Origin of the sequence: Micromonospora sp. NBC_01796 (genome assembly GCF_035917455.1) — a bacterium.
Lineage (GTDB): Bacteria > Actinomycetota > Actinomycetes > Mycobacteriales > Micromonosporaceae > Micromonospora_G.
Genome location: NZ_CP109078.1, coordinates 6,162,368 through 6,182,440 on the forward strand (window position 1 = coordinate 6,162,368; position 20,073 = coordinate 6,182,440).

Below are 20,073 nucleotides of genomic sequence, written 5' to 3' on the forward strand. Positions count from 1 at the left end.
GGTGGTTCGTCCGTCAGAACCTGACGGACGAAGCACACGATCACGAGGGGGCCGCCATGATGACCGCCGACGAGCTCCGCACGCTCTGCACGGGGATCCGCGCCCGGAGTGCGGAGGGCGGGCCGCCGCCCGACAGCCCGGAGGTGGACGCCGGGCTGGTCGGCCTGATCGAGGCGGACGTCGAGGAGTACCGGGCCAGGTTTCTGGTCGACCCGGTGCCCGAGGAGCCACCGGAGCCACTGCGGAAGCTGCTTCCGCTGATGGGGTGGCTGATCTTCGAGGTCTCGCTCGACCGCCTCTGGGAGGTCAAGACCCGGTTCGAGACGCTCCGGGGCGCCGAGGGCGAGGCGTCACGGGTGGCCGCTTCCCTGATCAGGCGTCTGTCGGACGCCGGGCGAGCGCTGGTGTGGCCGCAGTTCGCCCCACGGCTGCTCGGCGCGATCCGGGCGCAGGCACTGGTGGAGTCCAAACGGGACACCGAGGCCGGCTACGACGCCGCCTACATCCTGCATCAGGAGGCCAGGGAAAGGCACCGCAGCTACGACGGCTCGCTCCGCGACGGTCCGCTCAGGGATCGCCTGGCACTGGACCTGGACGAGGTCCTGCTGACCCTCGCGCTGGCCGAGACCGGCACGGCGTGCCGGACCGCGGAGCGGGTCATCGGCCGCTGGGACCAGGACTTCCGTGCGGAGGATCCGGACCAGGACAGGGACGAGAGCGAGCGCTGGACCCAGCGCATGTTCGCGCAGCTCGTCGAGGGCATCGAGATCGGTACGCGCGCGCTCGCCGACGGGCGGCGGATCAAGGCCACGCTGGGTCTGGTCGACGGGGTGACCGAGACCCGGCTGACGCTCGTCACCGGACTGCGCAATCCCGCGATCATGACCTGTCGCGCGATCCTGCTCGCGTACTCCATGTGTCCGCAGATGGAGTTGCTCGGACGGATCCCACCGGCACCCGCCGAGACGTGGCCGGAATACCAGCGGCACCTGCTGGATCGGTTCGACGCCACGTTCCCGACGCTGCTCCTGCCGGTGTCGAAGCCGAACGGCGAACCTTGGCCGCTGAGCGCCGACCACTCCCGGAGCCTCGTCCAGTTGTGCCTGCACCTCGGGCTCGTCACCCCGCGGCACCCCCTGCACGACCCCGTACGCGTCGACGACGAGCTGACCCTGACGGTGTTGGACGACGACGCGGTGGAGCGGATGTGCGCGTGGCTGGCCACCGAGGTCGACGGGAAGCAGCGCGGTGACGCCAACACCATCGGCACCGCATCCAAGCCGGACTTCATCAGCTCGGTCGAGGCGTGCCGGCGGGACACCGGCGCCGCCTCGGACTACCGCAGGTGGCGCAGCCGCTGGTTCGAGCTGGACCGGTACGCCGGGGAGGACGGACGCCGCACCCGCATCGACGAGATCCTCGGCATCGACCGGGACGGGAAGGGGTAGGACCGCGCAGCCGCCCGGGCCACGAGTCCCGAGGCCGACTCCGTCGACTACCGTACGGAGTTGGCGCTGGTCACCGCGGGAACAGCGGCAGCTTCGGCGATCGAACAACAAAGGGAACCGAATGAGTTTCGAAGAGAGCGTGCGTGCCACCTTCCGTCGTGGCGACAGCGACGGCGTGTTGCGGATGGCGCGGGCGGAGGTCGAGCGGGCGCGTTCGGCCGGTGAGCCCGCGGGTGAGGTGGAAGGGCTCTACGCCATGGCACGCGTCGCCATCCGCGGTGACGACCTGCGGCGTGCCGAGGAACTGGCCACCGCCGCGCTGGAGGTCGCGGTACGCGCCGGTGACCGGCGACTGGAGGAACGTCCTCGGCACGTGCTCGCCGCCGTGGCCCGGGTGTCCGGTGACTACCCCAGGGCCCGTGACCTCTACCTCGCGAACATCGCGCTCAACGAGGCCCTGGGGCAGCCGGAGTTGGTCAACTCCGAGTACCACAACCTGGCTTTCACCGAGCTCCATCTCGGCAACATCGACCGCGCCCGTGAGCTGTTCGAGGCCGGTCGCGAGCGGGTGTTCCGGGAGGGGTACGACTCCTTCGTCCCGTACCTGTGCGTTGCCGCCGCCGCACTGGCCTCGGCCGAGGGGGATCGCGCGTTCGCCGCGCGGATGATCGGGCTGACCGACAGCGCCTATGCCGCCATCGGCCAGGTCCCCGACCCGGACGACGCCCTGGAGCTGTCGGCCGCACGCGCCGGTGCCGTCGACGCGCTCGGTGAGGAAGCCTTCGCGCGGGAGTACGCGTTCGGCGCGGCCCAGAAGCCCGCCGAGGCGTTCGGCATCGGCCCGGTCGCCGGGGAGTAGTTCGGACCCGGGGCCGACGCCCGGTGCGACTCACCTCTCCACGGCCCGGTAGGTCGCGGCGACGTACTCCCGGGCGCGGTCGGAGCCGAGGATGCCGCCGCCCATCCGGTTCATCACGTAGCTGATGGTCATGCGCCGGTCCAGGTCCACGATCGCCATCGAGCCGCCCCAGCCACCCCAGTAGCCGATCCGGCCCGCCGGTACCCACGGCAGCGTCCGCGGGTCGCTCAACGCGAAGCCCAGCCCCCACCGCAGGTACAGGCCGTTGACCAGATCGGCGCCGGCAGTCTGCTCGGCGAGGATCAGCTCGGCGGTCCGCTCCCTGAGCAGGCGTACGCCGTCGACCGTCCCACCGAGGGCCAGTACGGACAGGATGCGCGCGACCGATCGGGCGTTTCCGTGGCCGTTGGCGGCGCCGATTTCGGCTGCCCGCCAGCCCGCCGTATTGGCGTCCCCGGGTGCGACGACCGGGCCGGTGAACGTGCGGTACGCCGGGCCGTCCTCGTCCGGCGCCGACGGGTCGAACGGCGCGGGCGGCGGCGGGACGACGTCCGCGACGCGGTGCAGGTCCCGGTCGGCGACCCCGAGCTGGAAGTCGGCGCCGAGGGGGCCGGTGAGCTCCTCGGCCACGAACTGGCGCAGCGTCCGGCCGGTCACCCGGTGGATCAGCGCGCCGAGCAGGTGTCCCTGGCTGAACAGGTGGTAGCCGGACGCGGTGCCCGGCTCCCACCAGGGCGCCTGGGCGGCCATCCGGGCGGCGGCGGCTGGCGCGTCGTAGAGGTCCTCGACCCGGCTCGGGGCGTCCAGGCCCGAGACACCCGAGGCGTGCGCCAGCAGATGGCGTACCTTCACCCCGTCTTTGCCGTTCGCGCCGAACTCGGGCCAGTACACCGCCACCGGTGCGTCGAGGTCCAGTTGCCCGCGGTCGACGAGGATGAGCACGGCCACGGCGACGACCTGCTTGGTGATCGACCACACATTGGTGATGGTGTCGGCCCCCCAGGGCCGGGTACGGGCCTCGTCCCGGTACCCGCCCCACACGTCGACGACCGTCTCGCCGTCGATGTCGATCGTGATCGACGCCCCGAGTTCCGTGCCGGAGCTCAGGTTGCGTTCCAGCGCGTCGCGGACCTCGGCAAACTGTTCCGTGTTCATGGTGGTGCTCTCCTTCTTCCGACTGCGGGAAGAGAAGCGTCCACCCCTCACACCAGTGAGAAGGTCAAGTGTTGGCGATCACGTCGACGAACTCGAGGATCGCGGTACGTCGGGCCGTCAGGTCGTCGATCCGGGTCCCCAGCGAGTCGGCCTCGCGGCGCAGGGCGGCCACGAACTCCGGGTCGACGCCGTCGAGCGTGGTCGGGTCCGGCCCGCGCAGGCAGGGCAGCAGGTCCCGGATCATCCGGGTGGGCAGTCCGGCGGCGAGGAGGGTACGGATCTGGGTGACGCGTTCCACCCCGACGTCGCAGTAGACCCGGTAACCGTTGACGTCCCGCCCGGGTGTGATGAGGTGCTGCTCCTCGTAGTAGCGGAGCAGCCGCTGCGGGACCCCCGTCCGGGCGGTCATCTCGCCGATCTTCATCTTCCGATGATGCCTCGCCGCACTACCCGGATGCGTACACCGCTGACCACGACCCCGTCCCGGCCGGCCCTCTCCGGAGGGCCGGCCGGGCTGCTGTTGCTGTGGTGAGGAAGATCAGACGTGCACGGTCTCCCGCTGTGGCTCGGCGGTGAGCTGCTTGCGCAGGCCCTCGCCCTCGATGTCGACGTTCGGCAGAACCTTGTTCAGCCAGGCCGGCAGCCACCAGGCGGCGTGGCCGAGCAGTGAGATCACCGCGGGCACGATCGTCATCCGTACGACGAAGGCGTCGATGGCCACCCCGAGTGCCAGCGCGAAGCCCATGCTCTTGATGACCGGGTCCTCGACCAGGATGAAGCCCGCGAACACCGAGGTCATGATGAGGGCGGCGGCGGTCACCACGCGGGCACCGTGGCCCATGCCGTTGATGGTCGCCTGGCGCGGGGTGTCCCCGTGTACGAAGTCCTCGCGCATCCGGGAGACCAGGAAGACCTCGTAGTCCATGGCGAGGCCGAACAGGATGCCGATGAGCAGGATCGGCAGGAAGCTGACCAGCGGCCCCGGGGTGTCGACGCCGAGCAGACCGGCCAGGTGCCCCTCCTGGAACACGGCGACCGTGATCCCGAAGGTGGCGCCGACGGTGAGCAGGAAGCCCAGCGCCGCCTTGATCGGCACGAGGATCGAGCGGAACACCAGCATGAGCAGCAGCACCGAGAGGCCGACGACGAGCAGGAGGTACCAGGGCATGGCGTCGGACAGCTTCTCGGAGACGTCGATGCCGATGGCGGTCTGGCCGGTGAGTGCGATGTCGGCGCCGTCGACCGTACGGACCTTGTCCCGGACCTCGTGCACCAGCGTCTCGGTGGCCGCGTCGGTGGGGCCGGTGCTCGGGATGACCGCGAGCAGGGCGGTCCGCTGGTCCTGACTGAGGTTCGGCGGAGCGACCGCGAGCAGGTTCTTCGTGCCCTGCAGCGCGGTGGTGACCTGCTGCGCCGCGGTCGCGGTGGAGGCAGGGCTGTCGCTTGACACGACGAGGATCAGGCGCCCGTTGAACCCGGCGCCGAATCCCTCCTCGGTGAGGTCGGCGGCGTCGCGGGCCGGGGTGCCGACCGGCGCGGCGGTCGCGTCGGGCAGACCGAGGCGCATGTCGGCCGCGGGCAGCGCGAGGGCGCCGAGGCCGAGGATCGCCACGAGGATCACGGGTACGCGCAGCTTGATGACGAGCCGCGCCCAACGGAAACCGAAGCCCTCGGTGTACGCGGCGGCGTTGCCGGCGCGGCGCTGGGCGCGGGAGAGCACCTTGCGGCCGGCGAAGCCGAGCAGTGCGGGCAGCAGGGTGATCGCGACCAGCACGGCGACCGCGACGGTCCCGGCGGCGGCGAGGCCCATCGCGGTGAGGAACGGGATCCTGACCACCGCCAGGCCGGCGAGGGCGATGACCACGGTGACGCCGGCGAAGACCACGGCGGAGCCGGCGGTGCCGACGGCGCGGCCGGCAGCCTCGTCGGGCTCGTGGCCCTCGAGGAGGTTCTGGCGGTAGCGGGAGCCGATGAACAGCGCGTAGTCGATGCCGACGGCCAGGCCCAGCATCAGGGCGAGGACGGGGGCGGTGCTGGTCAGCGACACGACCCCGCTGAGCGCGTACAGGCCGGCCATGCCGGCGCCGACACCGATCAGCGCGGTCAGCATGGTCATGCCGGCGGCGACGAGCGAGCCGAAGGTGACGAGCAGGACAACGAGCGCGACGACAACGCCGAGACCCTCCGTGCTGCCGATCTCCGGCTGGGTGGACATCACCTCGCCGCCGTGCTCCACCCGCAGTCCGGCGGCCTTCGCGGCGGCACCGCTCTCCTCGTACGCGGTCCGCTGCGCCTCGGTGACACTGTCGGCCCGCTCGGTGAACTGCACCTGCACCAGCCCGTAACGCCCGTCGGCCGAGACGGATCTCGCGTCGAACGGGCTGACCGCGCCGACCACGCCGGACAGCTTCCCGGCCTCGGCGACCAGGTCGTCGACGGCGGCGCGGTAATCGGCCAACTGCCGCCCTTCCGGTGCGGCGAGCACGATCGCGCCGGTCGCGCCGGACGCGGCCGGGAACTCGCGGGCGAGGGCGTCGAGTGCGCGCTGCGACTCGGTGCCGGGAATGGAGATCTTGTCGGACGTCTCACCCATGAACGCGGCAGCCGAGCCGCCCAGCGCGGCAAGTACGACGAGCCAGAGCACGACGACGAGCCGGCGACGCCGGAACGATGCCCGGCCGAGCCGGTAGAGGATGGTTGCCATGTCAACTTTCTTGTCGGGGTCGGGCTTGGGATGGGAGTACCCGCTCGGCCACTGTGGTGAGTGCGTCGCGGAGGTCGATGACGCCGGAGTTGGCGTGTTCGATGACAACGGTGCAGATGCCGCTGAGGACGACCCGCGCGGCGATGTCGTCGACCGGATCGGCGGAGTGGCCGGCGAACGCGCGTACGAGGCGTTCGGCCAGGGCGTCGATGCCGGGGAACCGGGACATCTCGGTGAGCTGGAGGCTGTCGTAGACGAGGGTCACCTGCGGGCGGTACCGGAGCACCAGGTCGACGAAGCCGTCGATCGCCACCGCCCGGGCGTCCTCGCCGACGAGCGTGGCAAGCCGGTCGTCCAGCGCCCGTAGCTCCTGGACGGCGGGTTCGACCAGTGCGACGAGCAGCGCGTCCTTGCTGGCGAAGTGGTAGAGCAGGGTCGCCTTCGAGCAGCCCACCGCCACCGCGATGTCGTGCAACGAGGTGCCCTTGAAGCCCACTCGCGCGAAGAGCCGGGCGGCCTCGGAGAGGATGTCCTCCCGGGTGTGGTTGCGGGTCACCGCTCGATCACCTCCACGCGCAAGTATGCCTGACCGATCGGTCAGTCAATGGCGAGGGTAACCCGCTGCGACCTTTCGAGCATCTCGGCCGGACCACCCGGGCCCGGCCTGGACCCCGTCTGCTCCCTAGTGGACGGCGGACAACGCGGTGGTGATCTCGTCGCTGGTCAGGAGTTGTACGCCGATCCCGCCGATCTCCCGGAAGCCCTGTGTACTCGCCCGGGAGACGGCGTCGGTGGCCAGGACGATGCGGTAGTCGCGTTCGCTCGCCTCGATGATGCTGGCGCGGGGGCAGTTGGGCAGGTTGCAGCCGGCGAAGACGATCGTGTCGACCGCCAGGGCGTCCAGCAGGGACGCCAGCGGTGTCCGGTAGAACGCACCCCATCGTGGCTTGAAGATGACGTACTCGGTGGGGTTGAGCTCCTGCGGTTCGCCGCCGAGCAGGCGCGCGTGGTCGAGTGGCGGAGCACCCGTGGGTAGCAGGCCGGGGGCGAGTTGGCTGCCGGGTGATCCCGGCGCGACGATCCGCGCGCCGTCGGCGAGCAGTGTTCGCCGGGCCAGGTCGGCGTCCGTTCCGTCGGGCTGGTAGAGGCGCACGATGTGCACGATCGGCCGGTGGGCGGCCCGGAAGGCGTCGGTGACCCGGCGCAGGTTCGGCACGATCTCGGTGGTGCCGGCCAGGCCGTACGGGCTGTCGGACAGGAAGTCCACCTGCATGTCGATGGTGACCAGCGCCGCCGACTCCCAGTGCGGGATCAGGTGGGGGTCGGGGTTCTGCCCAGCGTCGGTCACGGACTTCCTCCTACCGTCGGCGCCGCTCCAGGATCGCCGAACCGGGCCCGACGCCGGGGTCGCAGGGAGGTCGGGTCCTGCCCTGTGGAACGGCGGTGATGGCGACTCCTCGGGGCTGGCGGGTCACGGGGCGCTCGCGGGGTAGACCCGGGTTTCGGTGGCCTTGACCGCGGCCCAGACGGCTTGACCGGGTACGAGATGGAGCTGGGCGGCGGCGAGCGGGGTGATGTCCGCGGCCACCCCGATCGGGCCGTCGAGTTGGATGCGCAGGTTGTCGCCGTGGCGCTGGATGCCGGCGATGGTGGCCGGCCAGGTGTTGCGCGGGCTGCCGTCGGGGCGGTTCGGGTGCAGGGCCACGGCCGACGGCGGGAAGGCGACAAAAACGTCCCCGTCGTGCCGGTCCCCGATCGCGAGCGGGAAGGCGTCGCCGACCAGCACCGTGTGCCCGTCGGCGTGGCCCCGGTAGAGGTTGAGCCCGACGAGGCGGGCGACGTAGTCCGTACGTGGCCGGGCGGTGATGGTGGCGGCGTCGCCGTCCTGCACCATCCGGCCGTCCTCGATGATGACCAGCCGGTCGGCGAGCACCAGGGCGTCGAGCGGGTCGTGGGTGACCAGCAGCGTGGCCCCGGCGTGCGCGGAGAGGTGCCGTTGCAGTTCGGCGCGGGTGTCCAGCCGGGTACGGGCGTCCAGCGCGGCGAGCGGTTCGTCGAGCAGCAGCAGCGCGGGGTCGACCGCGAGGGCGCGGGCGAGCGCGACCCGTTGGGCCTGTCCACCGGAGAGCTGCCGCGGTTTGCGTCGGGCGTGTTCGGTCAGGCCCATCCGGTCGAGCCAGCCGGCGGCCTGCTCCCGCGCCCGGCGGCGGTCGACCCCGTGCCGGCGGGGTCCGAACGCGACGTTGTCCAACGCGCTCAGGTGTGGGAAGAGCAGGTAGTCCTGGAAGACCACCCCGATCGGGCGGCGTTCGGTGGGCAGCCAGACCCGGTGGTCGGGCCGGTCGAGGTCCCGGCCGGCGAGCGTGACGTGCCCTGCGGTGAGCGGTGCCAGGCCGGCCAGCGTACGCAGGGCGGTGGTCTTGCCGGCGCCGTTCGGGCCGAGCAGGGCGACCACCTCGCCGGGCTTCACCCGCAGGTCCAGGTCGAGCCGGAAGGTGCCCCGGTCGACGACAAGATGGGCGTCGAGCATCGGGGCGGCGGTGGTGGCCGCGTGGTCGGGTGCGGCTGCCGGGGTGGCGGGCGTGGTCACGGGCTGGTGATCCAACGGTCGCGGAGGCTGGCGAGGATCGCCACCGAGACGGTGAGCAGGATCAGGCTGAGCACGATCGCCGACTCCAGATCGGTTTCCAGGGCGAGGTAGACGGCCAGCGGCATGGTCTGGGTGCGGCCGGGGAAGTTGCCGGCGAAGGTGATCGTGGCACCGAACTCGCCGAGCGCGCGGGCCCAGCACAGCACCGCCCCGGCGGCGATGCCGGGGGCGACGAGGGGGAGCGTGACGTGCGTGAAGGTGGTCCACCGGCCGGCGCCGAGGGTGGCGGCGGCCTCCTCGTAGCGGGTGTTCGCGCCGCGTAGCGCGCCCTCGACGGCGATGATCAGGAACGGCATGGCGACGAACGCCTCGGCGAGGACAACCCCGGTGGTGGTGAACGGCAGGGTGATGCCGAACGTCGAGTCGAGCCATCCGCCGAGCAGACCCCGGCGCCCGAAGACGAGCAGGAGCGCCACCCCGCCGACAACGGGTGGCAGTACGAGTGGCACGGTGACGAGTGCGCGTACGACGCGGCGGCCGGGGAACTCGATCCTCGCCAGCAGCCACGCCAGGGGAACACCGAGGGCGAGGCAGAGGAGCGTGGCGAGGGTGGCGGTCTGCAACGACAGCCACAGCGCGGTCAGTACGCCGGGTTCGGTCAGCCGCTGCGGCAGGGTGGTCCACGGCGTACGGACCAGGAGGCCGACCAGGGGCAGGACCAGGAACAGCAGGCCGAGCGCGGCGGGCACGAGCAGTCCGACCGGGATCCGTCCCGTACGTCTGCGCCGGTGTGGCGGCGCGGCCACCGCCGGCCGCGCCGCCACACCGGGCTCTTCGAGGAGGGGCACCGGTCTACGGTGCCTGGAAGCCGGCCTGGGTGAGCACGGACTTACCCGCGTCCGACAGCACGTACGCGACGAACGCCGCCGCACCGGCCTTGTTCGGCGCGCTCTTCAACACGCTGATCGGATAGTCGTTGATCGCGCCCGCTGACTCGGGGAACTCGACCCCGTCCACGTCGGCGGTGGAGGCCTTGGCGTCGGTCCGGTAGACCAGGGCGGCGTCGACCTCGCCGAGCTTCACCTTCGACAGCGCGCCCTTGACGTCCTGTTCCAGGGTGACCGGGGTCAGCTTCACCCCGGCGGCGTCGAGGGCCTTCTTCGCCGCCGCGCCGCACGGCACCTGCTCGGCGCAGAGGGCGACCTTCGCGTCCGGCTTGGTCAGGTCGGTCAGCCCGGTCACCCCGTTGGGGTTGCCCTTCGGTACGGCGATGACGAGCTGGTTCTTCACGAAGGTGGTGGGGCTGCCGTCGCCGTTGCCGGCGTCGGTGACGGTCTTCATGTTCGCCGGGGCGGCGGAGGCGAACACGTCCGCCGGTGCGCCCTGGTTGATCTGGGTGGCGAGGGCGGAACTGCCGGCGAAGCTGAAGGTGACCTTCGCGCCGGGGTTGGCCGCCTCGAAGTCCCTGCCGATGGTGGTGAACGACTCGGTCAGCGACGCTGCCGCGAAGACGGTGATCGTGCCGGTGACACCGGAACTGCTGCTGCTCGGTTGCGGGCTGGCGGTGTCGGCGTCGTCGCCACAGCCGGTGAGGCCCAGCGCGGCCAGGGCGGCGAGCGTGGCCAGGGCGGTACGGAACCGTCGTGCTCTCACGAGCTTGGTCCTCCCTCTACTACCGGCGGTCAGAGTGGGTTGGTCGACGGTCGCCCCACCGATCCGAGACACCGTCACGTTGGACACCTTAGTGCGCCGCAACTGCGAGGATTAATGGGCTGATCGGGCCGTATCCTCGACCTGCTGTTTCATTCCGGGAGCCGCATCTGCATCATGGGGTCATGGCTGGTGAACCGGCGTCGCTACCGGCGTGGCAGACCCTGACCGAGGAGCAGAGCCGGCGGTGGACCGAAGTCCTCGACCACGTCGCCGCCGCGCTCCCGTCGGGCGTCGTGTCCGTCGTGATCGACGGCGGGTCCGCGCACGCTGCCGTCGTCGCCGACCGGCTCGCCGACGCGCTGCACGCCGGCGGACGTCCCTGCGCCCGGCTGACCGGGCACACACCTCCGGCATCGACCGGGCAACCACCGCTCGACGCCCGTTACCGCCTCGAAGCCGGGGACAACCGGCGTACGGAAGGCACCCCGGACACCGTCACCGTCGCTGACGGCTCCGGTTGGCTCGCGCGCCCGCCGAGCGGTAGGTGGGACGTGGTCGTCTGGCTCCGTACCCCGCCGGTCGGGCCAGGGGCGAACGGCGGCCGTGGTGCAGGGTGCGACATCGTCGTCGACCTGCACGACCCGACCTGGCCGGTGATCCGCCATCTCAGCGACCGCCTCGCCCCGCAGGACCGCTGGTACCTCAGTGAGTCGCGAGCCTTCTTCGCCACCCGCGCCGCCACCTGGGACACGAAATTCGGCGACGACCTCCCCGCCTACGCCGCCGCCGTGAACGAGGCGGACCTTCCCGTCGGTGGCGTTGTCGTCGACATCGGCTGCGGAACCGGTAGGGCGCTACCGGCCCTGCGGGACGCGGTCGGCCCGTACGGCGTTGTCATCGGCCTCGACCTCACACCGCAGATGCTCACCGCCGCCCGGGCGCATGCCGGGCGGGCCGCCGCCGACCTGCTCCTGGGCGATGCCCGGAACCTCCCGCTCGCCGACGCGTCCGTCGACGCGGTGTTCGCCGCGGGTCTGCTCACCCACCTGCCCGACTCCGAAGCGGGCCTGCGTGAACTCGCCCGGATCACCCGACCCGGCGGACGACTCGTGCTGTTCCACCCCTCGGGTCGGGCCGCGCTCGCCGCCCGCCACGGCCGCCCGCTGCGACCGGACGAGCCCCTCGCCGAAGCACCGCTGCGTCGCTCGACCGGCCTCACCGGCTGGCACCTCAACCGGTACGACGACCCACCGCACCGGTTCTTCGCCACCGCCACCCGCCGGAACGCCTGACCCGACGGGCGCCCCCGCCGGGATGTCGTCGATACCGGTACGGTGCAGCGCATGTCGATCGAGCCCGCGCTCGCGGGGCGGGTTCGCACCCGGTCGGTGCTGTGGCGGTCGGGGCTGCTCCTCGGCGTACTGCTGCTCGCGGCCGGGGTGCTCGGTATCGGGTACGCCGGACGAGGGCTGCACTCGGTGTCGGTGCGGGTCGACGGCGTACCGGTGGAGATCGTCCGCCCGGTCGGCGGCGGCGCCGGACGGCCCGCCGTGGTGGTCGCCCACGGGTACGCGGGGTCGGGGCGCCTGATGCGGCCGTTCGCCGACACGCTCGTACGGCGGGGTTACGTGGTCGCCCTCCCGGACCTGGCCGGACACGCCGCCAACCCCCGCCCGCTGGCCGGGGAGGACGAACTCGACCGGGAACTCGCCGGGGTCGTCCGGTACGTGCGGGACCTGTCCGGGGTGGATCCGGCGCGGGTGGCGTTGCTCGGCCACTCGATGGGCGCCGCGGCGGTGGTCCGGGTCGGGTCCGCGGACCCGTCGATCGCCGCCACCGTGGCGATCTCGCTGGGGGACGGCGCGGCGGCGGCGTTGCAGCCCGGCCCCCGCCGTCTGCTGCTGATCGTCGGCGCGCTGGAACCGGCCGGTATCCGGTCCGTCGCGCAGGCGGCCCTCGACGGTGACGCCGGGCGCCGGATGGTTCGGGTGGGGTTCGCCGAGCACGTCGGGGTGCTCTACGCCGACCGTACCCACGCCGAGGCCGCGCGCTGGCTCGACGACGCCCTGCGAAACCGGCCGGAGCAACCGGTGATCGCCGCGAAGGGCCGGGTGACAGCGGGTGGCCTGTGCCTGGTCGGGATGTTGCTCCTGGTGATCGCGGGGCTGGTCCGGCCATCCGTACGTCGTGCGCCACCGATCCGGGACAGCCTCGCGCCACCGGCACGGGCACGGTTGGCGTGGCTTGCCGGTGCGGTGGCGGTCGCCCCGGTACCCGGGCTGGTCGGCGGCTGGCTGGCGGCCCGGACACTGCCGGCACCGGTCTGCGGCTACCTCGTCGGCTACTTCGCGTTCGCCGGGGCCACCCTCGCGGCCGTGGCCGTGGTGGCCCGCCGCATCCACGCCCGTGCGGCGGAGGGCGACGCGCACGGGGTGACCGGTACCCGGCAACGTCCCGACGCGCCGTGGCGGGCGGCGGCCGCCACGATCGGACTCGCTGTCGCCGGGATCGCGGCGGTGGTCGTACCCGTTCATCTCGGCCTGACCTCGGCGGTGCCGTACGGGTCGCGCTGGTGGCTGACGGTGTTGCTCGTCCTTGCCACCGCGGCCCTGCTCGGTGGGGCGCATGCCGTGGCCCGTCCACCCTGGAGCATCGGCGTCCTGGCGGCTGTCTGCCTGCCGGTACCCGTGGCTGCCATCGTCGGGCTGGCCCCCGGTTTCCTCACCCTCGTCACACCGTTGATCGCCGGCCTGCTCGCGCTGTACCTCCTGCTGGCCGGTGTGGCGTCGCTGACCGGAACGCCCTGGTTCCGCACCATCCCGGCCGGCGCTCTGCTGGTCGCCTGGCCGGTCGCGACCAGCCTGCCGATCACCTGAGAGGTTTCCGGTACGGCAGGTTGGTCCGAAACCGCGTGGGTCAGCGGCCGGCCCGGCGGCGCATGCCCTCGGCCAGCGGGGCCCGGTCCAGGTCACCGGCGGCGATGCGCCGGGCGATCGTGCGGCGCACGATCGCCCCCGCGACCGACGGCAGGTGCCGGGCCAGGAACAGCTCGACCCGGCCACGTCCGGTGGTGGCGACGTCGCGCGGGGCCCTGCGGGCGGTCGCCGCGCGCAGGATCGCGTCGACCACTCCCTCGACCGGCTCGTACCGGGAGACGCCCTCCAGGGACAGGCCGGCGGCGGTGGAGGCGTTGTGGATCGGCGACGCGACCATGCTCGGGTAGACGACGCTGACCCCGATGTGGGTGCCGACCTCCAGGCGCAGCGCGTCGGCGTACGCGACCAGGGCGCGCTTGCTCACGCCGTACGCGGCGGCCAGCGGGAGCGGCAGCAGGGCCATCCGGCTGGACACGAACACGATCCGGCCCCGGCTGCGTTCGATGGCGGGTACGGCGGCGGCGGTGGTGTGCCACGCCGCCATCAGGTTGACCTCCAACTGGCGGCGGGCCGCCTCACCGGGCGGCAACTCGGCCGGGGCGGGTCCGCCGACACCGGCATTGTTGACCAACAGGTCGAGCCCGCCGAGCTTCTCGATCGCCTGCTCGACCGCGCCCGGCACGGCCCCGCCGTCGGTGAGGTCGCAGCCGATCACCGGGGTCGTGCCGACGCTGCCGGGGTGCAGGTCGATGCCGACGATCCGGGCGCCGGCCAGTTCCAGCCGCGCGCACAGCAGTCGGCCGAAGGTGCCGTTGGCGCCGGTGACGATGACACGTCTGCCGTCGAGGGTGGTCATCGGGCGCTCTCCGGGGCATCCTCGGCGCGGTGCCAGCGCACGCCCCGGCCGCGGCGGGCCCGGGCGGCGCCGTCGGCGAGTTCCCTCGCCGCGAGCGCGAGGTAGGCGTCGAAGTCGATGCGCATGGCGGGGCGGCGGTCGCCCCAGCGGTCACGGGCGGCCCGCAGCTCGGCGGCGATGTCGGCGGCCTGCGCGGCCGGGGTGGGTAGCGCGTACCGGCCGGCCAGGTGTGCGGCGACGAGTCGGGCCTGTGCCTCGACCACGGGCAGTGCCGAGCCGGTGGACTGGGTCAGCCCGACGAACGTCAGACCGGGCGCCTGCTGGTGGAACACGTGCCGGAACAGGGGCAGCCGGTCGGCGCCGTCGCCGAGCAGTGCCGGGTCGAGGAACGGCAGGTGGATGTCGTACCCGGTGCACCAGACCACCAGGTCGATCCCGTCGGTGGTGCCGTCGGTGAACCGGACGCGGTCGCCGTCGAAGCGGTCGATGGCGGGCCGTACGCCGATCTCGCCGTGGCTGATCCGCGACAGCAGCGAGTCCGACAGGGTGGGGTGGTCCTGGAGGAACCCGTGCCGGGGCGCGGGGAGACCGTACTTCTCGGGAGGGCCGACCGACAGGCGCAGCACGGTCTGGCTGATGCGTTGGCGCAGCCGCCACGGCAGGCGCTTGGCCAGCGCGCCGTTGAGGGTGTCCGACGGCCTGCCGAGCAGGTGCTTGGGCACGATCCACACCCCACGGCGCAGCGACAGCAGGGTGCTCGCCGCGACGTGGGAGGCGTCGACGGCGATGTCCATGGCCGAGTTGCCGCCCCCGACGACCAGCACCCGCCGCCCGGCGAGCTGCTCGGGGTCGCGGTAGTCGTGGCTGTGCAACTGCGCGACGGTGGCCGGCTGGACCGGCCCGGCGGCGGGCGTGCCCGGATGGGCGGGGGAGGGCAGCCTGGGCCGGCTGTTGTGGCCGTTGGCGACCACAACAGCCTCGACGTCCACGGTGGTCGCGCCGTCCGGTCCCGTCGTGGTGACCCGCCAGCCCTCGCCGACGCGGGCGACGTCGGTGACGGTGTGGCGCAGCCGCACGGCGTCCAGCAGCCCGAACCGTCGCGCGTAGTCGTGCAGGTAGCCGGCGACGCGGACGTGGTCGGGGTAGTCGGGCCAGTCCGTGGGCATGGGCAGGTCGGCGAATTCGGTACGGGTCCGCGAGGTGTTCAGGTGCAGGGTGCGGTACGCCGAGGAGTGCGGGGCGCCGTACACCCACAGCCCGCCGACCTGTGTCCCGGCGTCGAAGGCCACCGCGGGTACACCCCGGTCGGCCAGCGCCTTGAGCGTGGCCAGCCCGGCCGGTCCGGCCCCGATCACGGCGACCCGTGGCTTCATACCCGCCCTCCACAAAATCCAACGTCTGGTGGATATTGCGCCGCGCCGGGCCGCACGTCAAGGGCCCGCTCAGTGCGCCCCGCTCGGACCCGGTGCGTACATGCGGTCGAGCCAGCGGTGGGCGAAGACGCGGAACTCGCGTCGGCGGCGGGCGCTGTCCGCGCCGGACAGCAGGCCGACGACGTGGGCGTGGACGGACCACACCAGACTCCGTACGGCCAGGTGGGGCTGGGGTTCGCTGAGCACCCCGGCGGCGTCGGCGTCGCTCAGCACCCGCTCGACGGCCCGGTAGAGCGGGGCCGAGTACCGCTCGTCGAGTTCGGCGTGACGATCGGGTTCCAGCCAGCGTCGCAACCACAGTCCGGTGGTCTCGGGATGATCCTCCAGGAAGTCGACGAACACGTCGACCAGCTCGTGCAGCGCGGTCATGGCGGTGTCCGGCCCGGCGGTCAGCCCTTCCCGGGCGGCGGCCACGGCCCCGGTCAGCACCCCGCTCTCGGCCGCGAACACCCGCGCGAAGCAGCCCTCGTACAGTGCCGCCTTCGTACCCACGTGGTGGTGCACGGTGGCGACGTCCACGCCGCAGGCGGTCGCGATCTCGCGCATGCCGACGGCGTCGAACCCGCGCCGGGCGAACAGGCCAGCCGCCGTCTCGATGATCATCTCGGGGGTGGTGTGCTGGTCGGTACGCCGAGGGCGGCCGGGTCCCCGTCGGGGTGTGGTCATGCGCCCCATCGTGCCCTACTATCCAGCGAACGTTGGATTGCACCGCGCGGCGCGGCGAGGAGACGGTATGGACCAGGCGGCGCGGCTTCCCCGTACCGGCCTGCTGGCCTTCGCCGGCGGATCGCTGGGCATGGGCACCTGGGTTACCGTGCCCGGCCTGCTGTTGCTCTACTTCCTCACCGACGTGCTGGCCGTGGCACCGCTCGCGGCAGGTCTCGTCCTGCTGCTGCCGAAGATCGCCGACGTGCTGCTGCACCCGTGGATCGGCCACCTGTCCGACGCCGACCTGGTCCGCCGTGGCCACCGCCGGATGCTCATGACGGCGGGTTGTGCCCTGCCGCTGGCCTTCGTCGCGCTGTTCCTGGTGCCGGGCGGGCTCACCGGCGGTCCGGCCGCGGTCTGGGTCGCCGTCGTGTTCGTCGCGGGCAACCTGCTGTTCGCGGCGTACCAGGTGCCCTACCTGTCCACCCCCGCCGACCTCGCCATCGGTTACCACGAGCGCACCCGGCTGATGGGCTTCCGGATGGTGGTGCTGACCGTGGGCATCCTGCTCAGCGGCGTGCTCGCGCCGGTGTTGACGGGTGGGGAGGAACCGACCCGAGGTGGTTACGCCCTCATGGGTCTCGTGCTCGGCGCGTCGATGCTGGTCGCCATGGTGATCGGCACAACCGGTACGCGGCGACTGACCGAGGCCGCACCGACCCCGGTCACCACGTCCGGACACGGTGCGGCCGGCCTGCGTACGCTGCTCGTCGCCCTGCGCGACCCGCAGTTCCGCTGGCTGGTCGGCTCGTACCTGGCCATGTCGACCACCACCCACCTGGTGCTGGCCGCGGTGCCCTACTTCGCCAAGTACGAACTCGGCCGTCCCGGCCTGACCACGGTCCTGGTCGCCGCGTTTGTCGCCCCTGCGCTGCTCGCCACCCCGGTCTGGGTCGTCGTGGCCCGCCGCATCGGCAAGCAGCCCGGACTCCTCGTCGCGCAGGGTGCCTTCGTGTTCGGTTCGCTCGTGCTGGCGCTCGGCGACGCCGCCGGCCTGCCCGTGCTGGTCGGCGCGGTCGCGGTGCTCGGCATCGCGTTCGCCGCCATGCAACTGCTGCCGTTCTCGATGGTCCCGGACGTCATCCGGTCCGGGGGCGCCGACGGCACCACCCGAGCCGGCACGTACACCGGCGTGTGGACCGCGGCCGAGGCCACCGGTGGCGCGCTCGGCCCGTACGTCTACTCCGCCTGCCTGGCCGTCGGCGGCTTCGTCGCCACCGGCGCGGGTACCGAGGTCGTGCAGCCGGAGTCCGCGCACACGATGATCCGGCTCGGGTTCGGCCTGGTCCCCGCGGCCCTGATGGTGGTGGCGATGCTGCTGCAACGCGGGTACACGCTGGACCGGACGCTGCGCTGAGCCGGGATCGTCGCCGGTCGCCCCCGGACTGTCGATCCTAATAGTAAAGATTGTGAACAGAAGATGTTAGAGTCACTCCCGTCGATGCATAGTCCGATCATCGGCCATGGCATCCAGGAAGGAGTGATCGCATGCTGAGACTGCGCGCCCTGGTCACACTCGCGGCATTGGTCGTCGCCGGTGGACTGGTGGCGATCATCCCGTCGGCCCCGGCGTCCGCGGCGGCCTGCGCCGCGTCGTGGCAGGCCTCGACCGTCTACTGGGGCGGCAACCAGGCTTCCCACAACGGACGCAACTACCAGGCGAAGTGGTGGACCCAGAACGAGGCGCCGCCGGGCACCACCGGCGTCTGGCAGGACCTCGGTGCCTGCGACGGCGGTACCACGCCGCCGCCGGGAGGCGGTTGCAACCACCCGAACTGGACCGCCGGCACCTGGTACCCCGCCGGGAGCATCGTCCGGTACACCAACGGCCTGTACTACATCGCCGAGCACGAGAACCCGGGGTACGACCCGATCGTCAGCACCTGGTACTGGGAGCCGTACACCTGCGGCGGCCAACCGCCCACCACCCCGCCCCCGACCAACCCCGGTGGCTTCGTGGTGACCGAGGCGCAGTTCAACCAGATGTTCCCGGGGCGCAACTCCTTCTACACGTACTCCGGGCTCGTCGCCGCGCTCAGCGCGTACTCGGCGTTCGCACGGACCGGCAGCGCCACCGTCCAGCGGCAGGAAGCCGCCGCCTTCCTGGCGAACGTGTACCACGAGACCGGCGGACTCGTGCACATCGTGGAGCAGAACCAGGCGAACTACCCGCACTACTGCGACGCCGGTCAGCCGTACGGCTGTCCCGCCGGTCAGGCCGCCTACTACGGGCGCGGGCCGATCCAGCTCAGTTGGAACTTCAACTACAACGCCGCCGGCAACGCCCTCGGCCTACCCCTGCTGACCAACCCCTGGCTGGTGCAGAACGACGCCGCGGTGGCCTGGAAGACCGGCATCTGGTACTGGATGACCCAGAACGGGCCGGGCACCATGACCCCGCACAACGCGATGGTCAACGGCGCCGGGTTCGGCGAGACCATCCGCAGCATCAACGGCTCGATCGAGTGCAACGGCGGGAACCCGCCCCAGGTGCAGAGCCGCGTCACCAGGTACCAGCAGTTCGTCGGCATCCTCGGCGTACCCGCCGGGAACAACCTGTACTGCTGATCCGGGTACGGGCCTCGTCGCCCCCACTCGACGAGGCCCGTACACCGCTCTTCCGTGTGCCGAAGACGACTACCCGATGGCGCCGTTGAACACCGGCGGCGCGTACGTGGCCGGCTTGTCGCCGATGCCCAGGCCGGGGCTGACGATCCAGGACTGGTACCTCGGGGTGAACATCGAGTAGAGCGACGGCACCTGTGGTGTGCTGGCCTCGTCGAGCCGGCGGCGGGCGTCCTCGGGGATCTCGAAGTCGAGCGCGGCGAGGTTGGTGTCCAGTTGCTCCGGGGTGCTCGCGCCGATGACCACCGACGACACGCCCGGCTGGGTGACCACCCAGTTGACCGCCACCTGTGCCATCGGGCGGCCCAGTTCCGCCGCCACGGTTTCGAGGCCCTCGATGACGCGCCAGTCGTGCTCGGAGATGGCCACGGGGGAGTCCGGGTTACCGAGCCGGCCTGCACCGGTCACGCCCGTGGTGGTCCGCCGGTACTTGCCGGTGAGCAGGCCACCGCCGATCGGGCTCCACGCGGTGAGCCCCATGCCCAGGGTCTGCGCCATCGGTACGAACTCCGGCTCGATCCCCCGCGCGTTCAGCGAGTACGGCAACTGCACCGTGATCATCGGGGCGAGCCCGTGCGCCTCGGCGTAGCTCTGCGCGCGGGCGGCGTACCAGGCCGGTACGTCCGACAGGCCGGCGTAGCGGATTTTCCCGGTCCGGACCAGGTCGTCGAGGGTGCGGACGACCTCCTCGACGGGGGTGATCCGGTCCCAGGTGTGCAGCAGGTAGAGGTCGAGGTAGTCGGTGCCGAGCCGGCGCAGCGAGGCCTCCACCGCCCGGACGATGTGTTTGCGGCCGTTGCCGCTGGCGTTCGGGTCGGTCGGGTCGACGGTGTTGGTGAACTTGCTGGTCAGCACCAGTCGATCCCGGTTGCCCGCCTTGGCGATCAGACTGCCGAGAATGCGCTCGCTCTCTCCGGCGGTGTAGAAGTCCGCGGTGTCGACGAAGTTGCCGCCCGTCTCCACGTACCGCCGGAAGATGGGTTCCGCTTCCGCCTCGGTCTTGCCGTAGGCGGCGTGGAAACCACCGGTGCCGAAGTTCATCGTGCCCAGCGCCAGCCGGCTCACCCGCAGCCCGGAGCGGCCGAGCAGGTAGTAGTGGTTCATCGCTTGATCCCCCATCTCGCCCATCCGGCGAACCCGTGACCGGCCCGGATCGGACCGCCCGG

The 20,073-nt window shown here is 72.0% G+C and carries 18 protein-coding genes; 6 read left to right on the top strand and 12 right to left on the bottom strand.

Annotated features, from left to right (window positions below):
* Window positions 1-56: 56 nt before the first annotated feature.
* A complete protein-coding gene (locus OIE47_RS27920; protein WP_326557483.1) occupies window positions 57-1,448 on the top strand; it encodes a hypothetical protein in 1,392 nt (463 codons plus the stop codon).
* A gap of 121 nt (window positions 1,449-1,569) precedes the next feature.
* Window positions 1,570-2,307: a tetratricopeptide repeat protein gene (locus tag OIE47_RS27925; RefSeq protein WP_326557484.1), complete on the top strand. Its 738-nt coding sequence runs from the start codon at window positions 1,570-1,572 to the stop codon at window positions 2,305-2,307.
* 30 nt (window positions 2,308-2,337) lie between these two features.
* On the opposite strand, the gene OIE47_RS27930 is transcribed toward OIE47_RS27925, so the two are convergent.
* The 8 genes from OIE47_RS27930 to modA form a co-directional block, all read right to left on the bottom strand.
* A complete protein-coding gene (locus tag OIE47_RS27930) occupies window positions 2,338-3,462 on the bottom strand; it encodes a serine hydrolase domain-containing protein (RefSeq protein WP_326557485.1) in 1,125 nt (374 codons plus the stop codon).
* Window positions 3,463-3,526: 64 nt separating this feature from the next.
* Window positions 3,527-3,886 (bottom strand): MerR family transcriptional regulator, encoded by a 360-nt coding sequence (locus OIE47_RS27935; protein WP_326557486.1) that lies wholly within the window; start codon window positions 3,884-3,886, stop codon window positions 3,527-3,529.
* Window positions 3,887-4,000: 114 nt separating this feature from the next.
* Complete coding sequence (locus OIE47_RS27940) at window positions 4,001-6,166, bottom strand: MMPL family transporter (protein ID WP_326557487.1); 2,166 nt, start codon at window positions 6,164-6,166, stop codon at window positions 4,001-4,003.
* 1 nt (window position 6,167) lies between these two features.
* The gene (locus OIE47_RS27945) at window positions 6,168-6,722 is read right to left on the bottom strand and encodes a TetR/AcrR family transcriptional regulator (RefSeq protein ID WP_326557488.1); all 555 of its coding nucleotides are present in this window, start codon (window positions 6,720-6,722) and stop codon (window positions 6,168-6,170) included.
* 126 nt (window positions 6,723-6,848) lie between these two features.
* The gene (locus tag OIE47_RS27950) at window positions 6,849-7,514 is read right to left on the bottom strand and encodes a cysteine hydrolase family protein (protein ID WP_326557489.1); all 666 of its coding nucleotides are present in this window, start codon (window positions 7,512-7,514) and stop codon (window positions 6,849-6,851) included.
* Between the two features lie 123 nt (window positions 7,515-7,637).
* On the bottom strand, window positions 7,638-8,696 hold the full coding sequence (locus OIE47_RS27955; protein WP_326563268.1) for an ABC transporter ATP-binding protein: 1,059 nt from the start codon (window positions 8,694-8,696) through the stop codon (window positions 7,638-7,640).
* 56 nt (window positions 8,697-8,752) lie between these two features.
* The gene (locus tag OIE47_RS27960) at window positions 8,753-9,580 is read right to left on the bottom strand and encodes an ABC transporter permease (RefSeq protein WP_326563269.1); all 828 of its coding nucleotides are present in this window, start codon (window positions 9,578-9,580) and stop codon (window positions 8,753-8,755) included.
* 28 nt (window positions 9,581-9,608) lie between these two features.
* Window positions 9,609-10,409 carry a molybdate ABC transporter substrate-binding protein gene (modA, locus tag OIE47_RS27965; RefSeq protein ID WP_326557490.1) on the bottom strand — a complete coding sequence of 267 codons (801 nt, stop codon included), beginning with the start codon at window positions 10,407-10,409 and terminating at the stop codon, window positions 9,609-9,611.
* Window positions 10,410-10,591: 182 nt separating this feature from the next.
* On the opposite strand from modA, the gene OIE47_RS27970 reads away from it, so the two are divergent.
* Entirely contained in the window at window positions 10,592-11,701 is a 1,110-nt protein-coding gene (locus OIE47_RS27970; RefSeq protein ID WP_326557491.1) for a class I SAM-dependent methyltransferase, read from the top strand.
* 51 nt (window positions 11,702-11,752) lie between these two features.
* Entirely contained in the window at window positions 11,753-13,285 is a 1,533-nt protein-coding gene (locus tag OIE47_RS27975; RefSeq protein WP_326557492.1) for a dienelactone hydrolase family protein, read from the top strand.
* Between the two features lie 40 nt (window positions 13,286-13,325).
* Here the strand turns inward: OIE47_RS27975 and OIE47_RS27980 are convergent, their stop codons facing one another.
* From OIE47_RS27980 to OIE47_RS27990, 3 genes are all read right to left on the bottom strand, one after another.
* Window positions 13,326-14,141 (bottom strand): SDR family NAD(P)-dependent oxidoreductase, encoded by an 816-nt coding sequence (locus OIE47_RS27980; RefSeq protein WP_326557493.1) that lies wholly within the window; start codon window positions 14,139-14,141, stop codon window positions 13,326-13,328.
* Entirely contained in the window at window positions 14,138-15,514 is a 1,377-nt protein-coding gene (locus OIE47_RS27985; RefSeq protein ID WP_326557494.1) for a flavin-containing monooxygenase, read from the bottom strand. The genes OIE47_RS27980 and OIE47_RS27985 overlap by 4 nt, the downstream gene beginning before the upstream one ends.
* A gap of 69 nt (window positions 15,515-15,583) precedes the next feature.
* Window positions 15,584-16,240, bottom strand: coding sequence for a TetR/AcrR family transcriptional regulator (locus tag OIE47_RS27990; RefSeq protein WP_326557495.1), 657 nt, complete (start codon window positions 16,238-16,240; stop codon window positions 15,584-15,586).
* A gap of 67 nt (window positions 16,241-16,307) precedes the next feature.
* On the opposite strand from OIE47_RS27990, the gene OIE47_RS27995 reads away from it, so the two are divergent.
* The gene (locus tag OIE47_RS27995) at window positions 16,308-17,639 is read left to right on the top strand and encodes an MFS transporter (protein WP_326557496.1); all 1,332 of its coding nucleotides are present in this window, start codon (window positions 16,308-16,310) and stop codon (window positions 17,637-17,639) included.
* A gap of 131 nt (window positions 17,640-17,770) precedes the next feature.
* Complete coding sequence (locus OIE47_RS28000; RefSeq protein ID WP_326557497.1) at window positions 17,771-18,850, top strand: glycoside hydrolase family 19 protein; 1,080 nt, start codon at window positions 17,771-17,773, stop codon at window positions 18,848-18,850.
* A 69-nt stretch (window positions 18,851-18,919) separates the two neighbouring features.
* Here OIE47_RS28000 and OIE47_RS28005 read toward each other — a convergent pair whose 3' ends face one another.
* Window positions 18,920-20,011 (bottom strand): aldo/keto reductase, encoded by a 1,092-nt coding sequence (locus tag OIE47_RS28005; RefSeq protein WP_326557498.1) that lies wholly within the window; start codon window positions 20,009-20,011, stop codon window positions 18,920-18,922.
* Window positions 20,012-20,073 lie beyond the last annotated feature (62 nt).

Excerpts from the sequence above, each read along its gene's own strand:
- OIE47_RS27935 (WP_326557486.1), bottom strand. The coding sequence starts at position 3,886 with ATGAAGATCGGCGAGATGACCGCCCGGACGGGGGTCCCGCAGCGGCTG.
- OIE47_RS27940 (WP_326557487.1), bottom strand. The coding sequence starts at position 6,166 with ATGGCAACCATCCTCTACCGGCTCGGCCGGGCATCGTTCCGGCGTCGC.
- OIE47_RS27925 (WP_326557484.1), top strand. The coding sequence starts at position 1,570 with ATGAGTTTCGAAGAGAGCGTGCGTGCCACCTTCCGTCGTGGCGACAGC.
- OIE47_RS27995 (WP_326557496.1), top strand. The coding sequence starts at position 16,308 with ATGGACCAGGCGGCGCGGCTTCCCCGTACCGGCCTGCTGGCCTTCGCC.
- OIE47_RS27970 (WP_326557491.1), top strand. The coding sequence starts at position 10,592 with ATGGCTGGTGAACCGGCGTCGCTACCGGCGTGGCAGACCCTGACCGAG.
- OIE47_RS27955 (WP_326563268.1), bottom strand. The coding sequence starts at position 8,696 with ATGCTCGACGCCCATCTTGTCGTCGACCGGGGCACCTTCCGGCTCGAC.
- OIE47_RS27990 (WP_326557495.1), bottom strand. The coding sequence starts at position 16,240 with ATGACCACACCCCGACGGGGACCCGGCCGCCCTCGGCGTACCGACCAG.
- OIE47_RS27930 (WP_326557485.1), bottom strand. The coding sequence starts at position 3,462 with ATGAACACGGAACAGTTTGCCGAGGTCCGCGACGCGCTGGAACGCAAC.
- OIE47_RS27975 (WP_326557492.1), top strand. The coding sequence starts at position 11,753 with ATGTCGATCGAGCCCGCGCTCGCGGGGCGGGTTCGCACCCGGTCGGTG.
- OIE47_RS27985 (WP_326557494.1), bottom strand. The coding sequence starts at position 15,514 with ATGAAGCCACGGGTCGCCGTGATCGGGGCCGGACCGGCCGGGCTGGCC.
- OIE47_RS28000 (WP_326557497.1), top strand. The coding sequence starts at position 17,771 with ATGCTGAGACTGCGCGCCCTGGTCACACTCGCGGCATTGGTCGTCGCC.
- OIE47_RS27920 (WP_326557483.1), top strand. The coding sequence starts at position 57 with ATGATGACCGCCGACGAGCTCCGCACGCTCTGCACGGGGATCCGCGCC.
- OIE47_RS27980 (WP_326557493.1), bottom strand. The coding sequence starts at position 14,141 with ATGACCACCCTCGACGGCAGACGTGTCATCGTCACCGGCGCCAACGGC.
- OIE47_RS28005 (WP_326557498.1), bottom strand. The coding sequence starts at position 20,011 with ATGAACCACTACTACCTGCTCGGCCGCTCCGGGCTGCGGGTGAGCCGG.